Source organism: Azomonas macrocytogenes, from assembly GCF_014191985.1.
Taxonomy (GTDB): domain Bacteria; phylum Pseudomonadota; class Gammaproteobacteria; order Pseudomonadales; family Pseudomonadaceae; genus Azomonas; species Azomonas macrocytogenes.
On the sequence record NZ_JACHXI010000003.1, the window covers coordinates 250,180 to 267,277 of the forward strand.

Here is a 17,098-nt window from a genome sequence, read left to right on the forward strand (position 1 = left end):
CGACAAGGACCATCTGCGACATGATTTTCGAGTTTTCCCGTATCTCCCTGGCCATCCTGCTGGGCACCAGTCTGCTTGCGACCATCGGCGAATGCCGTGCTCAAGCCGCGCCCTTCACGCCGGCCCTGAAATTGAGCCCCTGGGGCGCGGTGACCGGTCGCGAGGCCGACGACCTGCGCTTTGTGCCGGCTGAGCTGGCCGGCGGCGCTGAACTGCGGATCGCTGCCAGCGAGCAACAAGGTTTGTCGCTGCTCGACAGCGAGGGCCGCGAACTGGCGCGTCTGCCCGGCAGCTATGCCAGCCTGGACAGCCGCAGCGCCGGCCACCAACTGATCGTCGCCGCGCTGGACGAAACCGCGCAGCAGGCCACGCTGGTTAGCCTCGATCCGGCCGGTCGCCAATGGAGCCCGCCGCAGTTGCTGCCGGCGCGCGACTATGCGCTCGCCGGGCTGTGCCTGTACCGCGACGAGACGGCCAACCTGCATCTGTTTTTGCTTGGCGAGGAAGGTCGGGGCGAGCAATGGCTGGTCGGCAACGATGCGCGACTGCTCGACGAACCGCGCCTGGTGCGTACCTTGCCGTTGCCGCCCGAGGCTGCCCACTGCCAGGTGGACGATGGGGCCAACCTGCTGTTCGTCGACGAAGCCGGCGCCGGGCTATGGGCCTACCCGGCGCATCCCGAGGCCGATACCACGCGCCAGCCGGTGGATATGCTCAAGCCGTTCGGCTCCTTCACCGGGCGCGCCGGTGCCATGGCCGCGCTATCCGGCGGTCTGCTGGCGCTGGACTCGCGGCATGCCGAGCTGCATCTCTATCAACAGGAGCACGCTGGCTGGAAGGCGCTGGCCAGCCTGCCGCTCGACGGCCTGGAGAAACCCGAGCGGCTCAGCGTGCGGCCGCTCGGCGAGGGCCTGGAGCTATTGATCGGTGACGATAACGGACATTTCTATAAGGGTGAGCTGGACTGGCGACCCCGGCCAGTGGCGTTGCCGAAAGTGCTGCCCAGCGTCGCTGCGCTGCGGCAGAGCGAACCGGTCGGCCGCCATGGCGATGCCGCCGACGATCCGGCGATCTGGGTCCACCCTGGGCAGCCGGCGCTGTCGCGGGTGCTTGGCACCAACAAGAAGCAAGGTCTGCAAGTCTACGATCTCGACGGCAAACTGCTGCAGGACTTGCCAGTGGGCCGCCTGAACAATATCGACGTACGCCCGGATTTCCTGCTCGGCGATACGTCGGTCGACCTGGCCGTGGCCAGTAACCGCGACCGCAACAGCATCACCGTGTTCGCTATCGATCGTGCCAGCGGCAAGTTGCGCGAGGCTGGCGAAATCTCCACGCCACTGGCGGATATCTACGGCATCTGTCTGTTCCAGCCGGCACCAGGCGAGCTGTACGCCTTCGCCAACGGCAAGGGCGGCAGTTTCCTGCAGTACCGCCTGAGCGCCGCCGATGGTGCCGTGAAAGGCGAACTGGTGCGCCGTTTTCAGGTGGACAGCCAGCCCGAGGGCTGCGTCGCCGACGACCGCCGTCAGCGTCTGTTCCTCGGTGAAGAGGATGTCGGCGTCTGGGCGCTGGATGCCCGCCCGGATGCGCCCGCCACGCCGGAAAGCGTGATCCGGGTCGGTGAAGCACTGCACGCCGATGTCGAGGGGCTGGCGCTCTATCTTTCTGCCAGCCATGACAATGACTACCTGGTGATTTCCAGCCAAGGCAACGACAGCTATGTGGTGCTCGATGCAGAGCCGCCCTATGCCTGGCGGGGCACCTTCCGGGTCGGCTTGAACGGCGTGCTGGGTATCGACGGGGCTGCCGAGACCGATGGCCTGGAGGTCACCTCGGCCAATCTGGGCGGCCCCTGGAGCCAGGGCATGCTGGTGGTGCAGGACGGCCGCAAACGCATGCCCGAGCAGACCCAGAACTTCAAGTTCGTGCCTTGGCGCGAGGTCGCTGCCGCCCTGGGCCTGGATGCGCCGGTTTCTACAAGTGGCAAGGCGCTGTCATCAAGCGGTAGTGAAAGCGTAATCGAATAACCCGCACTCGACAGCCCGCTTCCGGGAAGCGGGTGCAGAAAAGGAGCCATATCATGCATTCAACTCTCGAACCCATGAGCGTCTGGGGTCTGGTCAGCGAGGCCAGCCTGCTGGTCCAACTGGTCATGCTGACCCTGGTCCTCGCCTCACTTGCCAGCTGGTATCTGATTGTCCAGCGCAGCCTGCTGCTCGGTGGCAGCGAGCGTTTGCTCAAGGACTTCCTGCGGCGCTTCCGTGGCAGCGCCGAGCTCGCCCAGTTGTATCGCGAAGACGCTGACAAGCTGCCTGCCGACGCCGCCCTGGAGCGTCTGTTCCGGGCCGGCTACGGTGAATTCCAGCAGCTTGGACGCGAGTCGGGCATCCCGCCTGAGGCGGTGCTCGAAGGTGTCGAGCGCAGCCTGCTGGTGGCCATCAGCGAGGAGGAAGAGCGTCTCGGCAAGGGCTTGGCGCTACTTGCCACCATCGGCTCGGTGAGCCCTTATATCGGCCTGTTTGGCACCGTCTGGGGGATCATGAATTCCTTCATCGGTCTGTCACAGGTTCAGCAGGCGACTCTCTCCACCGTCGCGCCGGGGATCGCCGAGGCGCTGATCGCCACCGCCATCGGCCTGTTCGCGGCGATTCCCGCGGTGGTCGCCTACAACCGCTTCAGCGCCCGCGTGGCCAGCCTCGGCAGCCGCTACTATGCCTTCGGCAACGAATTGCAGGGGCGTCTGCATCGCCGCTTGCAGGCCGCGCCGAGCATCGCCCGGGCCGCTTGAGGAGTTCATCATGCGCAAGCCGTATAACCCGCACGGCCCGAAGGCCGAGATGAACGTAGTGCCCTACATCGACGTACTGCTGGTGTTGCTGGTGATCTTTATGGTCACCGCGCCCATGCTCACCCAGGGCGTGCCGATCGAGCTGCCCAAGGTCGCCGCCGAGGCACTGCCGACGGATGCTCGCCAGCAGATTCTCACCCTTTCGGTGAAGGCCGACGGCAGCTATTACTGGAACCTCGGTGCCGAGCTGGATACCGAGGGGCAGACCGACAGCGCGGTGGATCTGGCAGAGATGCGCGCCAAGGTCAGCGCTATCGTCGCCGCGCGCGGCGATACCCAGGTCTATGTGCGTGCCGACCGGAACGCTGACTACGCCAGTGTGGTCGCCGGTATCGCCGCACTACAGCAGGGCGGGGTGAGCAACCTCGGACTGATCACCGAGGCGCCGCAATGAGTGCCGTGTTCATGGACCATCCGGCACCTTGCGCGCCGTGCCAGAGTGACAGCAGTTGGTCGCGCCAGATCGCCGCCAGCGGCGTGGCTGTGGGGGTACACGTGGCGGTGTTGGCCTTGCTGATGGTCGGTTGGCAAGGCGAGACGCCGTCTGCGCCCCAGGTCCGCACCCTGACCACACAACTGGTCGCGCTGACGCCACCGGCCCTAGCGGCGCCGCCCCAGGTCGAGCCAGCGCCGCCGGCGCCGGTGGAACCGCCCAAACCCTTGGCGCCATCCAGACCTGTGGAGCCACCCAAACCCGCCCCGCGTCTGGAGCAGCAGAAGCTGGAGCAGGCTGCGCTGGCCCGCAAGCGGGTGCAAGAGCAGAAGCAGCACGAGCAGCAGCGCATCGAACGGCAACAGCGCGAACAACAGCGCCGCGAGACCGATGAACTGGCGCAGCGCCAGGAACGGCAGCGTCTGGATGAGGTCGCTGCACGTACCCGGGCCGAAGCCGCCGCTAACGCCGCTGCCGAACGTGCCCGCGCCGAAGCCGCCGCTGCGGCCAGCCGCCAGTACCTGCCAATCGCCAAGCAGGCCCCGGATTATCCCGACTCTGCCCTGGACAAGGGCATCGAGGGCGACTGCACGGTCAGCTATCGGGTCAACCCCCAGGGTCGGGTGGAAGATCCGCAGGTCATCGGCAACTGTCACCCGCTGTTCGTGCGTCCGTCATTGGCTGCGGCCCGCTCCTTTCGTTACCAGCCACGCATTGTCGATGGGCGAGCCGTTGCTGTGCTCGACGTGAAGAACACCTTCCACTACCGAATCCAGGAATGATCAACCAGCCAGTACCCACCTCCCGTTTGCCGGGCTGAGCGGGTAGCGAGCATGCACTGGCTGGGGCTGCGGGGCGGGCAAGGCCAGGCTTTGCCCGTCACAGGGTCAGGCCCCGCTATTCTGGATGCTCGCCTGATAGGCCGCGACGAAGTCGTCGAAGCTGCCGCTGTCCCGGCGTTCCTGCTCGGCTTGTTCCATGAGGGATGTGCGGGTTGCGGCCACGAAAGCTTGCTGCTCCGCTTCGCTCAGTGGATGGGCGCGGAAGGTTTCGGCATGGGCCAGGCTCTGGCGCAGGGCGAAGTCACGGAAGCTTTCGCCGCGCTCGCGCAGGGTCGCCAGGACTCGTGCCGAGGGCGTGAGTTCAGGGTTGGCGACCTTCGCCTGCTGGAGGTGCAGGGCGTCCCGGTAGGCAGTGCCGCCGTGAGCCCGGTCGAGCAATTGGGCCAGTGGCTGCAACTGCTCGACCAGCTCGGCCGCCCAGGCTGTGAGCGGCACTGTCTGGCCCTGGCGTTGCAAATGCAGGCCGGGGCGGCGGCCTTCCTTGACCACCTTGAGGAAGTTGCCGGTACAACCGGCGCATTCCCGGGCATCCAGGCAGGGGCTGTCTTCGAGGGCGCAGAACAGCAGGAAGGCGTCGAGGAAGCGCGCTGCGTCGAGATCGATACCCAGTGGCAGGAAGGGATCGATGTCCAGGCAGCGCACCTCTACATACTGCACGCCACGCTCCATCAGGGCCTGGATCGGCCGTTCACCGCTGCGGACGACGCGTTTGGGGCGGATGATCGAGTAGTACTCGTTTTCGATCTGCAGGATGTTGGTATTCAGTTGCAGCCACTCGCCGGCGCGCTGGGTGCCGATTGCAACATAGGGCGCATAGGGCGTGGAAACCGCCCGGCGCAGGCTGTCGATATAGCTGGACAGATCGTTGTAGCAGGGGGTCAGGTCGGCCTGGGCATTGTTGTGGTAGCCCAGGTCGCTCATCCGCAGGCTGGTCGCCCAGGGCAGGTAGAGGGTGTCTGCGTCGAGTTGCTGCAGATGGTGGCGATGATCGCGCAGGAAGTTCCTGTCCAGCGCCGGCGAGGCACCGAACAGGTACATCAGTAGCCAGCTGTAGCGGCGGAAATTGCGAATCAGCGCGATGTAGCGTTCGGACTGGAAGTCGCGTGGATTGCGCGTATCGCCTTCGCTCTGGTGCAGCAGCGACCAGAAGCTCTCCGGCAGGGAGAAGTTGTAGTGGATACCGGCGATGCATTGCATGGTCTTGCCGTAGCGCAGTGCCAGGCCTTTGCGATAGACGTGCTTGAGCCGACCGATATGGGAATTGCCATAGCGGGCGATGGGAATCGTCTCCTCGGCTGGCAGCGGGCCAGGCATCGAGGGGCTCCACAGGTATTCCCCGTCGAGGTTGGCGCAGGCGAAGCGGTGGATGCGATCCAGTTCGGCGAGGGTCGCCGCCGGCTCGGTGGCGGCGGCGGTGACGAACTCCAGCAGCGCTTCGGAATAATCGGTGGTGATCTGCGGATGGGTGAGCGCCGATCCCAGTTTTGGCGGATGACCGGTCATGGCCAGTTGGCCCTGGCTATCGACGCGCAGGCATTCGCGTTCGATCCCGTGCAGGCATTGGGTCAGCAACGGCAGATGGTTGGGTTCGGCCAGCAATGCCAGGCGATGAGAGAGAAGATCGCTCAAGTCAGGAATTCCTTCACGCATCAGACGGCGCAATATGCGGGCTGGATAAGGCCACTACAAGAGCCGGATCAATATTCGTATAGGGTGTTCGCCTGACGCTGTGCGAACGATAGCGTTATCCGCCCAGTTGACCATCTGCCCCTGCGGTGATTCCCCGCATGCCGGCAGATGGTTTTGCTATTAGTTAGTGGTCGGGCTGCGCAGGTCAGGCCGCGTCGCGGGGCAGCAACAGGCCCAGCGGCAGGCAGAGGCGTGCTTCGAGGCCGCCATCGGGACGGTTGCGCAGCTCGACGCTGCCAGCATGCTGGGCGGCGATGCGCTTGACGATGGCCAGGCCGAGCCCTGTCCCCTGGCCGCCACGGGCGCGGTCGCCGCGGATGAAAGGGTTGAAGACCTCGTTGATTTCCTTTGGGGTGAGACCTTTGCCACGGTCGAGCACGCTGAGGACCACGTAGGGTGCGCTGCTGTCGGTAGAGGTATGGGCGGCGACTTCCACGCCGACGCCGGCATAGCGCATGGCATTCTCGATCAGGTTGACCAGCAGGCGTTTCATGGAAATCCGGCGTAGCCACAGCTGTGGCATGGGTTCGAGGTGCAGGTGTACCTGCTCGCCCTGCTGGTTATAGGGGGCGGCTACTTCACGCACCAGTTCGCTCAGGTCGATCAGCTCGATCGATTCATCGCGCCCGTCGCGGATGAAGGCGAGGAACTGATCGAGAATGGCGTTCATGTCCTCCACATCGCGGATCATTTCCTCGGCCAGTTCCGAATCGCCGTGCATCAGCTCCAGCGACAGGCGCAGGCGAGTCAGCGGGGTGCGCAGGTCGTGGGAGACGCCCGCGAGCATCAGATCCCGTTCGCGCCCGGCCTGTTCGACATCCTCGGCCATCTGATTGAAGGCTCGATACAGTTCGGTCATCTCGCTCGGCGTATCGCTTACCGGCAGGCGCACGCTATGCCCCTTGCCGATCTGGCGGGCGGCGACGACCAGGCGTTTCAGCGGCTGGTTGAGTTGGCTGACGAAGATCCAGGCGGCGGCAGTCGACAGCAGGCCGATGCCAAAGGACCAGCCCAGTACGCTCCAGATCCGCTGGCCACGCAGGGCGAAGGCATACAGCGGGACTTCCACCCAACCCTCGCCGAGCGTCGGCGCCTTGACCCAAAGCGCCGGCGAGGCTTGAGTCCTGACCCGGATCTGGGTTTGCGGGCCCAGCTCATGCTGCATTTGGCGCTCGAATACGTCGGAGTAGGGCCAATGGTATTCGCCGATGGGGACGTCCCGCTCTTCCAGCAGCTTGAGCCCGGAAGCCTGGGCGACGACCTCGCGGTCGATGCCACTGACGGCCCAGTAGGCGCGCAGGGTCAGGGCTGCGCCATGGCTGTACTGGCGATCGACCAGCACGTCCTCGTTGAGCATCAGATAGACCAGCGTCAGGAGTTTGGAGAACAGTACGGCCAGCAGGACCAGCCAGAGGGTGCGGGCGAAGAAGCTTTGCGGGAACCAGGCAGGGGTTTTCATGACAAAAACTCGGAAGATCTGCACGAAAAAACGCTGGAAGCAGGACGAAAAATAATCTCGCCCCGCTTCCAGCGCTCTTGTCGACGTTTGCTCAGGATTTGTTGCCGTCCGGGACGAACACGTAGCCGACCCCCCAGACGGTCTGGATGTAGCGTGGTTTGGACGGGTCCGGCTCGATCAGGCGGCGCAGGCGGGAAATCTGCACGTCGATCGAGCGCTCCAGGGCATCCCATTCGCGGCCACGGGCAAGGTTCATCAACTTGTCGCGGGTCAAGGGTTCGCGGGCATGCTGCACCAGGGCCCGAAGCACGGCGAATTCACCGGTAGTGAGCATGTGGACTTCGTCGCCTTTCTTCAACTCGCGGGTGGCCAGGGACAGCTCGTAGTCGCCGAAGGTAACGATTTCATCCTCGCTGGCCGGCGCTCCCGGGACCACCGCTGCCTGGCGGCGCAGCACGGCGCGAATCCGCGCCAGCAATTCGCGGGGATTGAAGGGTTTGGCCAGATAGTCGTCGGCACCGATTTCCAGGCCCTGGATGCGGCTGGTTTCGTCGCCCTTGGCCGTCAGCATGACGATCGGGATCTGGTTGTTGGCCTCACGCAGCCGGCGGCAGGCGGACAGCCCGTCCTCGCCCGGCAGCATCAGATCCAGGACGAGCAGGCTGAACAGCTCCCGGGTCAGCAGGCGATCCATCTGCTCGACATTCTCCACCGTGCGCACGCGAAACCCCTGTTCGCTGAAGAAGCGTTCGAGCAGGCGCCGCAGGCGCGCGTCGTCATCGACGATGAGGATTTTTTCGCCTTCGCTGGCAAGGGCACTGTTCATGGTATCTCCGAGAATATGATCTGGCGGCATTATGGCGTAGTCGGCACTGCTACGAGGGTGACCATTGTTAGCATATTTTTCATCCCGGTCAGCATTTTAAGGCGTTGGCAGCCAGACCTCGGTCTCGCTGTCGTCCGGATAGTAGAAACCGCCAGGGATGGTTTGCAGCTCGATGAGGCCCCCCCAGGGCGTGATGGCATAGACGCTGCCGTTGCCGGGAGTGTCCTCATGGCGCGAGTTGCCGTGGACTTCGGAGAGCAGCCGGCCGCCGGCGGCGGCCATGCGTCTGACGCTGCCCTGCATATCGTCGACATAGACCGCGATATGGTTGAGCCCATAGTCGTGCAAGCCGGCGGCAGGCTGGTGCGTGGGCGATTCGATCTCGAATATCTCCAGGCCCGGGCCGTTGCCGATGTGCAACATGCGCTGGCGGATGATGCGTGCGCCTTTTGGCAAGCCAAGCTGGCGCTCGACTTCCGGCCCTTCGCGCGGTGGGTCGTCGCGCGTGAGTCCATCATAGGCCCAGCGCCTGCTTGAGAAATGCGCTGGCCTGGTCCAGGTCGGGCACGGTCATGCCGATATGGTTGATGCCGCGCGGCAGGGCACCGAATTCATCGTGAGTCACTGCAAACTCTCCTTGTCTTATCAAAATGGTGTTGTTCCCGTCTGACCGATAGTTGCGGATTTGATTCTCGACGCTGTGGCCAGAGCGGGCCGTGCCCTGGTTTTCCGTACGCCATCGTGAAATCGTGTCCAGCAGCTCGTGACCGGCTGCCTTAACGCTCTTGCGTACCTGCCGTTATACTCCTGCCGCTTCCAGGCGCCCGACGCCTGCCTTTTTATCCTCGACCAGGTTTTTTCATGGACAGTATCAACCAGCGTATTGCCGACGAACTGGGTGTTCGCCCACAACAGGTCGCCGCCGCCGTGGCCTTGCTGGACGAAGGCTCCACCGTTCCCTTCATTGCCCGCTACCGCAAGGAAGTCACTGGCAGCCTCGATGACACCCAACTGCGTCACCTGGAAGAACGCCTGCGCTACCTGCGTGAGCTGGACGACCGTCGTGGGTCGATCCTCGCCAGCATCGAGGAGCAGGGCAAGCTGACTCCCGAACTGACCCGCGAGATCAACCTGGCTGACACCAAGACGCGGCTCGAAGACCTTTATCTGCCATACAAGCAGAAGCGCCGCACCAAGGGCCAGATCGCCCTGGAAGCCGGCCTTGGCGAGCTGGCCGACGCGCTGTTCGGCAACCCAGCTTTGACGCCGGAAGACGAAGCCGGGCGCTTCATCGATGCCGACAAAGGCTTCGCCGATACCAAGGCGGTGCTTGAAGGCGCCAAATACATCCTGATGGAGCGCTTTGCCGAAGACGCCGACCTGCTGGCCAATCTGCGCAGTTTCCTCAAGGACAATGCAACCCTGAGCGCCCGCGTGGTGGCTGGCAAGGAAAACGAAGGTGCCAAGTTCAGCGATTACTTCGAGCATGACGAACCTCTGAAAAGTGTGCCCTCGCACCGCGCCCTGGCCATCTTCCGGGGCCGCAACGAAGGTATTCTGGCGTCGACCTTGAAGGTGAGTGAAGAGCAGCCAGGCACCCTGCATCCTTGCGAAGGCATGATCGGCGAGCGCTTTGGCATCTCCCATCAAGGCCGTGCTGCGGATAAGTGGCTGGGCGAAGTGGTGCGCTGGACCTGGAAGGTCAAGCTCTACACGACGCTGGAAACCGATCTGTTCGGCGAACTGCGCGACCGGGCGGAAGACGAGGCGATCAACGTGTTCGCCCATAACCTGCACGATCTGCTGCTGGCTGCGCCGGCTGGCCCGCGCGCCACGCTGGCGCTGGACCCGGGCCTGCGTACCGGCTGCAAGGTGGCGGTCGTCGATGCCACTGGCAAACTGCTGGACACCGCCACGGTTTATCCGCACGCGCCGAAGAACGACTGGAACGGCACGCTGGCGATCCTGGCTAAACTCTGTACCAAGCATGCCGTGGACCTGATCGCCATCGGCAACGGCACCGCCAGCCGGGAAACCGACAAGCTGGCCAGCGAGCTGATCAAGAACGTGCCGGGGCTGAAGCTGACCAAAATCATGGTCAGCGAAGCGGGTGCTTCGGTGTATTCGGCCTCCGAACTGGCGGCAAAGGAATTCCCCGATCTCGATGTCTCGCTGCGTGGCGCTGTTTCCATCGCTCGCCGTCTGCAGGACCCGCTGGCTGAACTGGTGAAGATCGATCCGAAATCCATCGGTGTCGGCCAGTACCAGCACGATGTGTCCCAGCTCAAGCTGGCGCGCTCGCTGGATGCCGTGGTGGAGGACTGCGTGAACGCCGTCGGTGTCGATGTGAATACCGCTTCGGCCGCATTGCTGGCGCGCATCTCCGGCCTCAACACAACGCTGGCGCAGAATATCGTCGCCCACCGCGACGCCAATGGTGCCTTCAAGACCCGCAACGAACTGAAGAAAGTCCCGCGCCTGGGTGATAAGACCTTCGAGCAGGCCGCAGGCTTTCTGCGCGTGATGAACGGTGACAATCCGCTGGACGCTTCTGCTGTGCACCCGGAAACCTACCCGCTGGTGCAGCGTATCGCCACCGATACCGGTCGCGATATTCGCTCGCTGATCGGCGATTCGGCCTTTCTCAAACGCCTCGATCCGAAGACATTCACCGACGAGACGTTCGGTTTGCCCACCGTCACTGACATCCTCGGCGAGCTGGACAAACCCGGCCGCGACCCGCGCCCCGAGTTCAAGACCGCCGAATTCCAGGATGGCGTCGAGACGCTGAAAGACCTGCAGCCCGGCATGGTGCTCGAAGGCGTGGTGACCAACGTGACCAACTTCGGTGCCTTCGTCGATATCGGCGTGCATCAGGATGGCCTGGTGCATATCAGTGCGCTGTCGGAAAAGTTCGTCAAGGACCCGCGTGAAGTGGTCAAGGCCGGCGACATCGTCAAGGTCAAGGTGATGGAAGTGGACATCCCGCGCAATCGCGTCGGCCTGACTATGCGCATGAGCGACACGCCCGGGGAAAAAGTTGAGGGGCCGCGTGGTGGCGATGGCAAGCGCGGCGGCCAGCGTAGTGGCGCAGCGCAGCGCGGCGAGCGCAGCGCGCCCAAACAGCCAGACAAGGCACCCACGAACCCGGCCATGGCGGCGTTGTTCGCCAATGCCAGGCAGTTGCGCAAATAAGCGCTTCGAAAAGCGTCGCAAGCAAAAGGCTGGACGAAAAATCTTGATTCTCGTCCAGCCTCGGTCTCAGCCTTTTCCCTTGGTCCTCGTCATGCCGTATTCGGCATTTTTTTCCAGATGATCGATGATGATGCCGGCTACATCGCGGCTGGTAGTTACCTCGATTCCTTCCAGACCGGGCGAGGAGTTCACTTCCATCACCAGTGGACCATGGTTGGAGCGCAGGATGTCCACGCCAGCCACGTTCAGCCCCATCACCTTGGCGGCGCGGATCGCGGTCATACGTTCTTCCGGCGTGATCTTGATCAGGCTGGCGCTGCCGCCGCGATGCAGGTTGGAGCGGAATTCACCGGGCTTGGCCTGACGCTTCATCGAGGCGATGACCTTGTCGCCGACCACGAAACAGCGAATGTCGGCACCGCCGGCTTCTTCGATGTATTCCTGAACCATGATGTCCTGCTTGAGGCCCATGAAGGCCTCGATCACCGATTCAGCTGCCTTTTCGGTCTCGCACAGCACGACGCCGATCCCCTGGGTGCCTTCCAGCACCTTGATCACCAGCGGCGCGCCGCCGACCATGCGAATCAGGTCCGGCACGTCGTCCGGCGAATGGGCGAAGCCGGTCACCGGTAGGCCGATGCCCTTGCGCGAGAGCAGTTGCAGCGAGCGCAGCTTGTCCCGTGAACGGCTGATGGCTACCGATTCGTTGAGCGGAAAGACGCCCATCATCTCGAACTGGCGCAGCACCGCGCAGCCATAGAAGGTGACCGAGGCACCGATCCGCGGGATCACCGCGTCGAAACCTTCCATCGGCATGCCGCGGTAATGGATCTGCGGCTTGTGGCTGGCGATATTCATATAGGCGCGCAAGGTATCGATCACCACCATGTCGTGGCCTCGCTGCCGGCCGGCTTCCACCAGGCGGCGAGTCGAATACAAGCGCGGGTTGCGCGACAACACGGCAATTTTCATTGGGCACCGAGGGTCAGGATCTGCGGTTTGTCTTGAATGTAGCTTTTCGAGGGATCGACCAGCCAACTGCCGTCGATCAGGGCCTTGGAGCCCAGCAGCATGCGATAACGCATGGTCTTGCGACAGGTCAGAGTGAGTTCGACGAGCCAGGCGCTGCCGCCGAGTGCCAGGGTCGTGCGGATCACGTAACGGGTCTGTACGTGGCCGGTGGAGCTCTTGATGGTCTTGCGGGTCAGCAACGGCGCTTCGCAGCGATGCCGGCGCTGCACCAGCGTGCCCAGGTGCGCGTGAAAGCGTACCCAGCGCTGGCCGCCGCGTTCGAACTCGCTGATCTCGGTAGCATGCAGCGTCGAGGTGCTGGCTCCCGTGTCGATCTTGGCGCGCAGGCCGACTACGCCCAGGTCGGGCAGGGCGACCCACTCGCGCAGGCCGATGACGCTATTGAAGAGGTCGGAGTTCATCGAGGCCTTCCTGGATGATGTGCGCGCATTTTAGAACCTTGCATGTGGCAGCCACAAAATTGCGGGTAATGGTAATGGCCAAGTATGTCGCGGCCATGCCGTTCGGTGAAGCGGGCCTATAATCCTGCAAGAGTTCACCCCTGCCCGACAAGGAACGAAGATCATGAAAATACCTGTGGGATGCGGTCTGGCCGCCCTCGCTCTGATTCTGGCCTGGCCTGCGCTGGCCGGCAGCCTGACAGGCAGCGCAACCTATCGCGAGCGCATGGCGCTGCCGGCGGATGCGGTGTTCGAGGCGGTGCTGCAGGATGTGTCACGGGCCGACGCCCCAGCCTCGGTGCTCGGCCGTGCCACGCTGGAGCCGGCAGGTCTGCCGCCATTCCATTTCGAAATCACTTATGACGACCAGGCCATCGAGCCGGGCCACCGCTATGCCGTGCGGGCAGCGATCCGTCAGCAGGAGCGCTTGCTGTTCACGACCGATACGCACGTTCCCGTACTCGACGGCAGCTCCGTGCCCCTTCAGCTTCGGCTGGTGTCGGTTGCCGGTGCAGCGCAATCGACCGACACGTTCGTCCCCGACAGCCCGCTGCGCAATACTTACTGGAAGCTGGTAAGTCTGAACGATGCGCCGGTTGCGGTGGTGGCGAACCAGCGCGAGCCGCACCTGGTCTTTTCGGCAAGCGAGCTTCGTGTGTCGGGCTATGGCGGCTGCAATAGAGTAATGGGCGCTTTCGAGGTCGAGGATGATCGGTTGGCGCTGAAACAAATGGCCAGTACGCAGATGGCCTGTGTCGACGGCATGGCGCAGGAAACACAGTTCCTGCATACCCTGGAGACGGTGGCGCGCTTTCGCATCGTTGGCGAGCAGCTCGATCTGCTGGATACCGATGGCAAGGTCGTGGCGCGTTTCGCGGCTGTGGCGTTGCGCTGAGAGTAGGTGTGCGGCTGGATGACGTCGGATTTACTGCTATTAGAAACCCGTGTTCTTCGTCGATTTCAATGGATTGATAGGTACTTATCCGTCCTTCACTGACTCGCGCAATTTTCGTAGCAGTCGATCAGGCGCTGCAGGGGAAATGCCTCAAGCTTGCGCCTGTCGAGATAGTTGCTCAGGTGCATGAAGTTTCGCTTGATTTCGCCTTGCGTAAGGCGTCGGCGTTTTTTGCGCAGGTCGAGAAAGTCGATCAGCCCGAACCGGCCATCGGGTAGCTGCAGGATGTTGCCCAGGTGCAGGGAGCGAAAATAGATGCCCTCGCGATGCAGCAGCGCGATGAAGGTGGCCAGATCAGGCAGCAGCGGTTCGATTTGCTGCGAGTTGCGTTTGAAGAGCGATTCGATCGATTCTCCAGGCAGGGGACGATAGCGACAGGCGCTCAGGCCCTTATCCTTGTCCAACCAGAATGTTTCGACGATCTCGGGAACGCAGATTCCCGAATTGGCCAGGATTTCCCCGTTGCGCGAGAAAACCTGCGCAGGCGGGGTAAGCCGGTTCAACAGCACATGGCGGCGCGTGTGGAAGATCTTCAGGATCAGCCCGTCTTCCAGTAGCAGTACCTTGGGGCCACGGCTGTCCTTTTCCAGAACCTGGCCATCTTCGAGCCATTTCTCCTGCTCTTGCGCTGATACAATCCGCATCCTGTTTTTCTTGCCGAGGTTAGAGGCTTTCTGCATGGCCCATTCTGTCCAGCAATCCAGCGTTTCATTGTACCTGCGATTGCTCAAGTACGTGCTGCCCTATCGAGGATCGTTCTCACTCAGTATCGTTGGCTTTCTCATCTTTGCCTCCAGCCAGCCGATGTTGGCCGATCTGCTCAAGTATTTTCTCGATGGCTTGCAGGCCGATGACAACAGCAAGCTGTTTGGGATAGCGCTGGTTTACGGGGTGCCGCTGGCAATCATCCTGATCGCTGCCTATCAGGGAGTCGGTTCCTTTCTCGGTAATTTCTTTCTTTCGCAGGTGGCGCGCGGTGTGGTGCATGATCTGCGCTGTTCACTGTTCGACAATTTGCTGGTGCTGCCGAACGATTACTACGACAAGCACAATTCCGGCCACCTGATTTCGCGAATCGTCTTCAACGTCGCCCAGGTTACGGGAGCGGCCACCGATGCCGTCAAGGTGGTGATCCGCGAAGGATTCACTGTGGTTTTCCTGTTCGGCTATCTGCTCTGGATGAACTGGCAACTGACCCTGGTGCTGTTGGCCATCCTGCCGCTGATCGGAATGATGGTGGTCTCTGCGAGCCGCAAGTTTCGCAAGCAGAGCAAGAAGATTCAGGAGGCGATGGGCGATGTTACCCATGTAGCCTCGGAGACCATCCAGGGCTATCGCGTGGTACGCAGCTTCGGCGGTGAAAATTATGAGCGGGCCCGCTTCCACAAGGCCAGCGAGGACAACATGCGCAGGACTATGCGCATGGTCCGCACCCAGTCGGTCTACACGCCCACCCTGCAGTTGGTGATCTACACCAACATGGCAGTCCTGATGTTCATGGTGCTGTTCTTTCGTGGCGATGCCTCCGCCGGAGAGTTGATCGCCTACATCACCGCGGCCAGCATGCTGCCCAAGCCGATTCGCCAGCTTTCCGAAGTCAGTGCCACCATCCAGAAAGGGCTGGCAGCGGCCGACAGCATCTTTGCCCAGCTCGATGAGGCTCCGGAGATCGATAACGGCAGCGTGGAGCGCGAGCGAGTCAGCGGCCAGCTTGAGGTGAAAAATCTCGATTTCGTCTATCCCCAGACGAAGAAGCAGGTGCTGTCCGAGGTCGACTTCACGATCGAACCGGGGCAGATGGTGGCTCTGGTAGGGCGTTCCGGCAGCGGTAAATCGACCCTGGCCAACCTGATTCCGCGCTTCTATCACCATGAGAGGGGGAGCATTCTGCTCGATGGAATTGATATCGAGGATTACAAACTCGCCAATCTGCGCCGGCATATTGCTCTGGTAACTCAGCAGGTCACGCTGTTCAACGACACGGTGATCAACAATATCGCCTATGGCCATCTCGCCGGGACGCCGCTCGAGACGGTGCAGCGGGCAGCCGAGGCGGCTTATGCCCACGAATTCATCGAGCAGATGCCTGATGGCTACCATACGCTGATCGGCGAGAATGGGGTGTTGCTGTCCGGCGGTCAGCGCCAGCGCCTGGCTATCGCGCGGGCTTTACTGAAGAACGCGCCGGTGCTGATTCTCGACGAAGCCACTTCGGCGCTGGATACCGAATCCGAGCGACATATTCAGGCGGCGCTGGATGAAGTGATGAAAGGCCGGACCACGCTGGTCATCGCGCATCGTCTGAGCACCATCGAGAAGGCCGACCTGATTCTGGTGATGGACCAGGGGCGCATCGTCGAACGCGGGACCCATGCCGAACTTTTGGCCGCAAATGGCCACTATGCGCGCCTGCACGCCAGGCAATTCAAGGAAAGCAGCGATATGCCGCCGATCGAGGAAAATGTCTGATGCTCCAGTATTTGCGCTTCTGGCGCGAGCGTGGCTGGACCGCCATCGACTCTGCGGCTTATGCCGAGGCCTGGCGACGCTTGGGCGGCAGTGTGATCACCCATCCCGATATCGTCGAACGGCTGGCCACCCTGGTCGGCATTCCGGTGCGCTATCTGGGCTGGCAGCAGGGTGGCGAACTGGTTGCGGCGATACCCTGCTGGGGGCGTCATCTGGCCCTGTCGAAGGAGGTGCTGAAGCAGGCCGGGAAGAAGCGTTTTTTCGATCTGGGCAACGCTGAAGTGATCCTGCCGATCGCCGAGCATGCCTGCGTGCCGGTGCGCCAGCAGATTCCCTACGTTTCCGAGGTGAATAAAGCACGTATTGCAACACTGCGAGCCCAGTCCGATGAGCTGGCTTTCGCCCGTCCTCCGGAAAACTACAAGGGGCGTTATCGCTACAACCTGCGCCGCGATTTGCGCCTGATAAAGGAGGCGGGCGGTGAAGTGCGACCAATCGGTGAATTCGCTACGCTTGAGCGGGCCCGGATCTATGCGCAGCTGTTCGAGAAGCGCTGGAAGTTCGAGGTGCCGGGCAAGGCCAACCTGGTCGAGGTATTCGATCTGTTGCAGGAATTCATGGCCGGATCGGTGGTGCTGCTGGAGGGACGGCCCATTGCGATCCAGATTCTCTACCGGGTCGAGTCGCCGCAATGGATCTCCATGGAATACATCAATGGTGGCTTCGACCCGGACTGCGACAAGTACGCGCCAGGCAGCGTACTCACTTTCGTCAATACCCAGGCGGCCTGGGACGAAGCGCGGGCGCTCGGCAAGCAGCTACGCTATTCCTTTGGCCGCGCCGACCGCGAGTACAAGGATCTCTGGTGCCATCGGGCGCCGGTCTATCAAGTTTAGGTCTGATGCCC

15 protein-coding genes are annotated in these 17,098 nt (G+C 62.6%); 8 read left to right on the forward strand and 7 right to left on the reverse strand.

Annotated features, from left to right (window positions below; translation table 11 throughout):
• Positions 1 to 20 precede the first annotated feature (20 nt).
• Genes FHR87_RS05065 through FHR87_RS05080 form a run of 4 tightly spaced genes read left to right on the forward strand, consistent with a single transcriptional unit; the run spans position 21 to position 4,066 of the window.
• Complete coding sequence (locus FHR87_RS05065) at positions 21 to 2,030, forward strand: phytase (protein ID WP_183165628.1); 2,010 nt, start codon at positions 21 to 23, stop codon at positions 2,028 to 2,030.
• A gap of 53 nt (positions 2,031 to 2,083) precedes the next feature.
• On the forward strand, positions 2,084 to 2,791 hold the full coding sequence (gene tolQ / locus FHR87_RS05070; RefSeq protein ID WP_183165629.1) for a protein TolQ: 708 nt from the start codon (positions 2,084 to 2,086) through the stop codon (positions 2,789 to 2,791).
• Between the two features lie 10 nt (positions 2,792 to 2,801).
• A complete protein-coding gene (tolR, locus tag FHR87_RS05075) occupies positions 2,802 to 3,245 on the forward strand; it encodes a protein TolR (RefSeq protein ID WP_221189734.1) in 444 nt (147 codons plus the stop codon).
• On the forward strand, positions 3,242 to 4,066 hold the full coding sequence (locus FHR87_RS05080; RefSeq protein ID WP_183165630.1) for an energy transducer TonB: 825 nt from the start codon (positions 3,242 to 3,244) through the stop codon (positions 4,064 to 4,066). The genes tolR and FHR87_RS05080 overlap by 4 nt, the downstream gene beginning before the upstream one ends.
• A 105-nt stretch (positions 4,067 to 4,171) precedes the next feature.
• On the opposite strand, the gene gshA is transcribed toward FHR87_RS05080, so the two are convergent.
• The 4 genes from gshA to FHR87_RS05100 form a co-directional block, all read right to left on the reverse strand.
• Complete coding sequence (gene gshA, locus FHR87_RS05085; protein ID WP_183165631.1) at positions 4,172 to 5,755, reverse strand: glutamate--cysteine ligase; 1,584 nt, start codon at positions 5,753 to 5,755, stop codon at positions 4,172 to 4,174.
• Positions 5,756 to 5,960: 205 nt separating this feature from the next.
• Complete coding sequence (locus tag FHR87_RS05090) at positions 5,961 to 7,274, reverse strand: ATP-binding protein (RefSeq protein ID WP_183165632.1); 1,314 nt, start codon at positions 7,272 to 7,274, stop codon at positions 5,961 to 5,963.
• Positions 7,275 to 7,365: 91 nt separating this feature from the next.
• Positions 7,366 to 8,100, reverse strand: a complete 735-nt coding sequence (ompR, locus tag FHR87_RS05095; protein ID WP_183165633.1) for an osmolarity response regulator transcription factor OmpR — start codon at positions 8,098 to 8,100, stop codon at positions 7,366 to 7,368.
• A 96-nt stretch (positions 8,101 to 8,196) separates the two neighbouring features.
• Positions 8,197 to 8,556, reverse strand: a complete 360-nt coding sequence (locus FHR87_RS05100) for a VOC family protein (RefSeq protein WP_221189735.1) — start codon at positions 8,554 to 8,556, stop codon at positions 8,197 to 8,199.
• Between the two features lie 405 nt (positions 8,557 to 8,961).
• Between FHR87_RS05100 and FHR87_RS05105 the strand changes: the two genes are divergently transcribed.
• Positions 8,962 to 11,295 carry a Tex family protein gene (locus tag FHR87_RS05105; RefSeq protein WP_183165634.1) on the forward strand — a complete coding sequence of 778 codons (2,334 nt, stop codon included), beginning with the start codon at positions 8,962 to 8,964 and terminating at the stop codon, positions 11,293 to 11,295.
• Positions 11,296 to 11,361: 66 nt separating this feature from the next.
• Here the strand turns inward: FHR87_RS05105 and rimK are convergent, their stop codons facing one another.
• Both rimK and rimB read right to left on the reverse strand, forming a co-directional pair.
• Positions 11,362 to 12,267, reverse strand: a complete 906-nt coding sequence (gene rimK, locus FHR87_RS05110) for a 30S ribosomal protein S6--L-glutamate ligase (RefSeq protein ID WP_183165635.1) — start codon at positions 12,265 to 12,267, stop codon at positions 11,362 to 11,364.
• Positions 12,264 to 12,728 (reverse strand): retropepsin-like aspartic endopeptidase RimB, encoded by a 465-nt coding sequence (rimB, locus tag FHR87_RS05115; protein ID WP_183165636.1) that lies wholly within the window; start codon positions 12,726 to 12,728, stop codon positions 12,264 to 12,266. The genes rimK and rimB overlap by 4 nt, the downstream gene beginning before the upstream one ends.
• A gap of 163 nt (positions 12,729 to 12,891) precedes the next feature.
• Between rimB and FHR87_RS05120 the strand changes: the two genes are divergently transcribed.
• Entirely contained in the window at positions 12,892 to 13,662 is a 771-nt protein-coding gene (locus FHR87_RS05120; RefSeq protein WP_183165637.1) for a YbaY family lipoprotein, read from the forward strand.
• A 95-nt stretch (positions 13,663 to 13,757) separates the two neighbouring features.
• On the opposite strand, the gene FHR87_RS05125 is transcribed toward FHR87_RS05120, so the two are convergent.
• The gene (locus tag FHR87_RS05125; protein ID WP_183165638.1) at positions 13,758 to 14,366 is read right to left on the reverse strand and encodes a protein kinase family protein; all 609 of its coding nucleotides are present in this window, start codon (positions 14,364 to 14,366) and stop codon (positions 13,758 to 13,760) included.
• A gap of 34 nt (positions 14,367 to 14,400) precedes the next feature.
• Here FHR87_RS05125 and msbA point away from each other — a divergent pair, with 34 nt between their 5' ends.
• Together msbA and FHR87_RS05135 are read left to right on the forward strand one after the other, a co-directional pair.
• Positions 14,401 to 16,191 (forward strand): lipid A export permease/ATP-binding protein MsbA, encoded by a 1,791-nt coding sequence (msbA, locus tag FHR87_RS05130; RefSeq protein WP_183165639.1) that lies wholly within the window; start codon positions 14,401 to 14,403, stop codon positions 16,189 to 16,191.
• Entirely contained in the window at positions 16,191 to 17,087 is an 897-nt protein-coding gene (locus FHR87_RS05135; protein ID WP_183165640.1) for a GNAT family N-acetyltransferase, read from the forward strand. Before msbA ends, FHR87_RS05135 begins: the two co-directional genes overlap by 1 nt.
• The last annotated feature ends 11 nt before the right edge of the window (positions 17,088 to 17,098 follow it).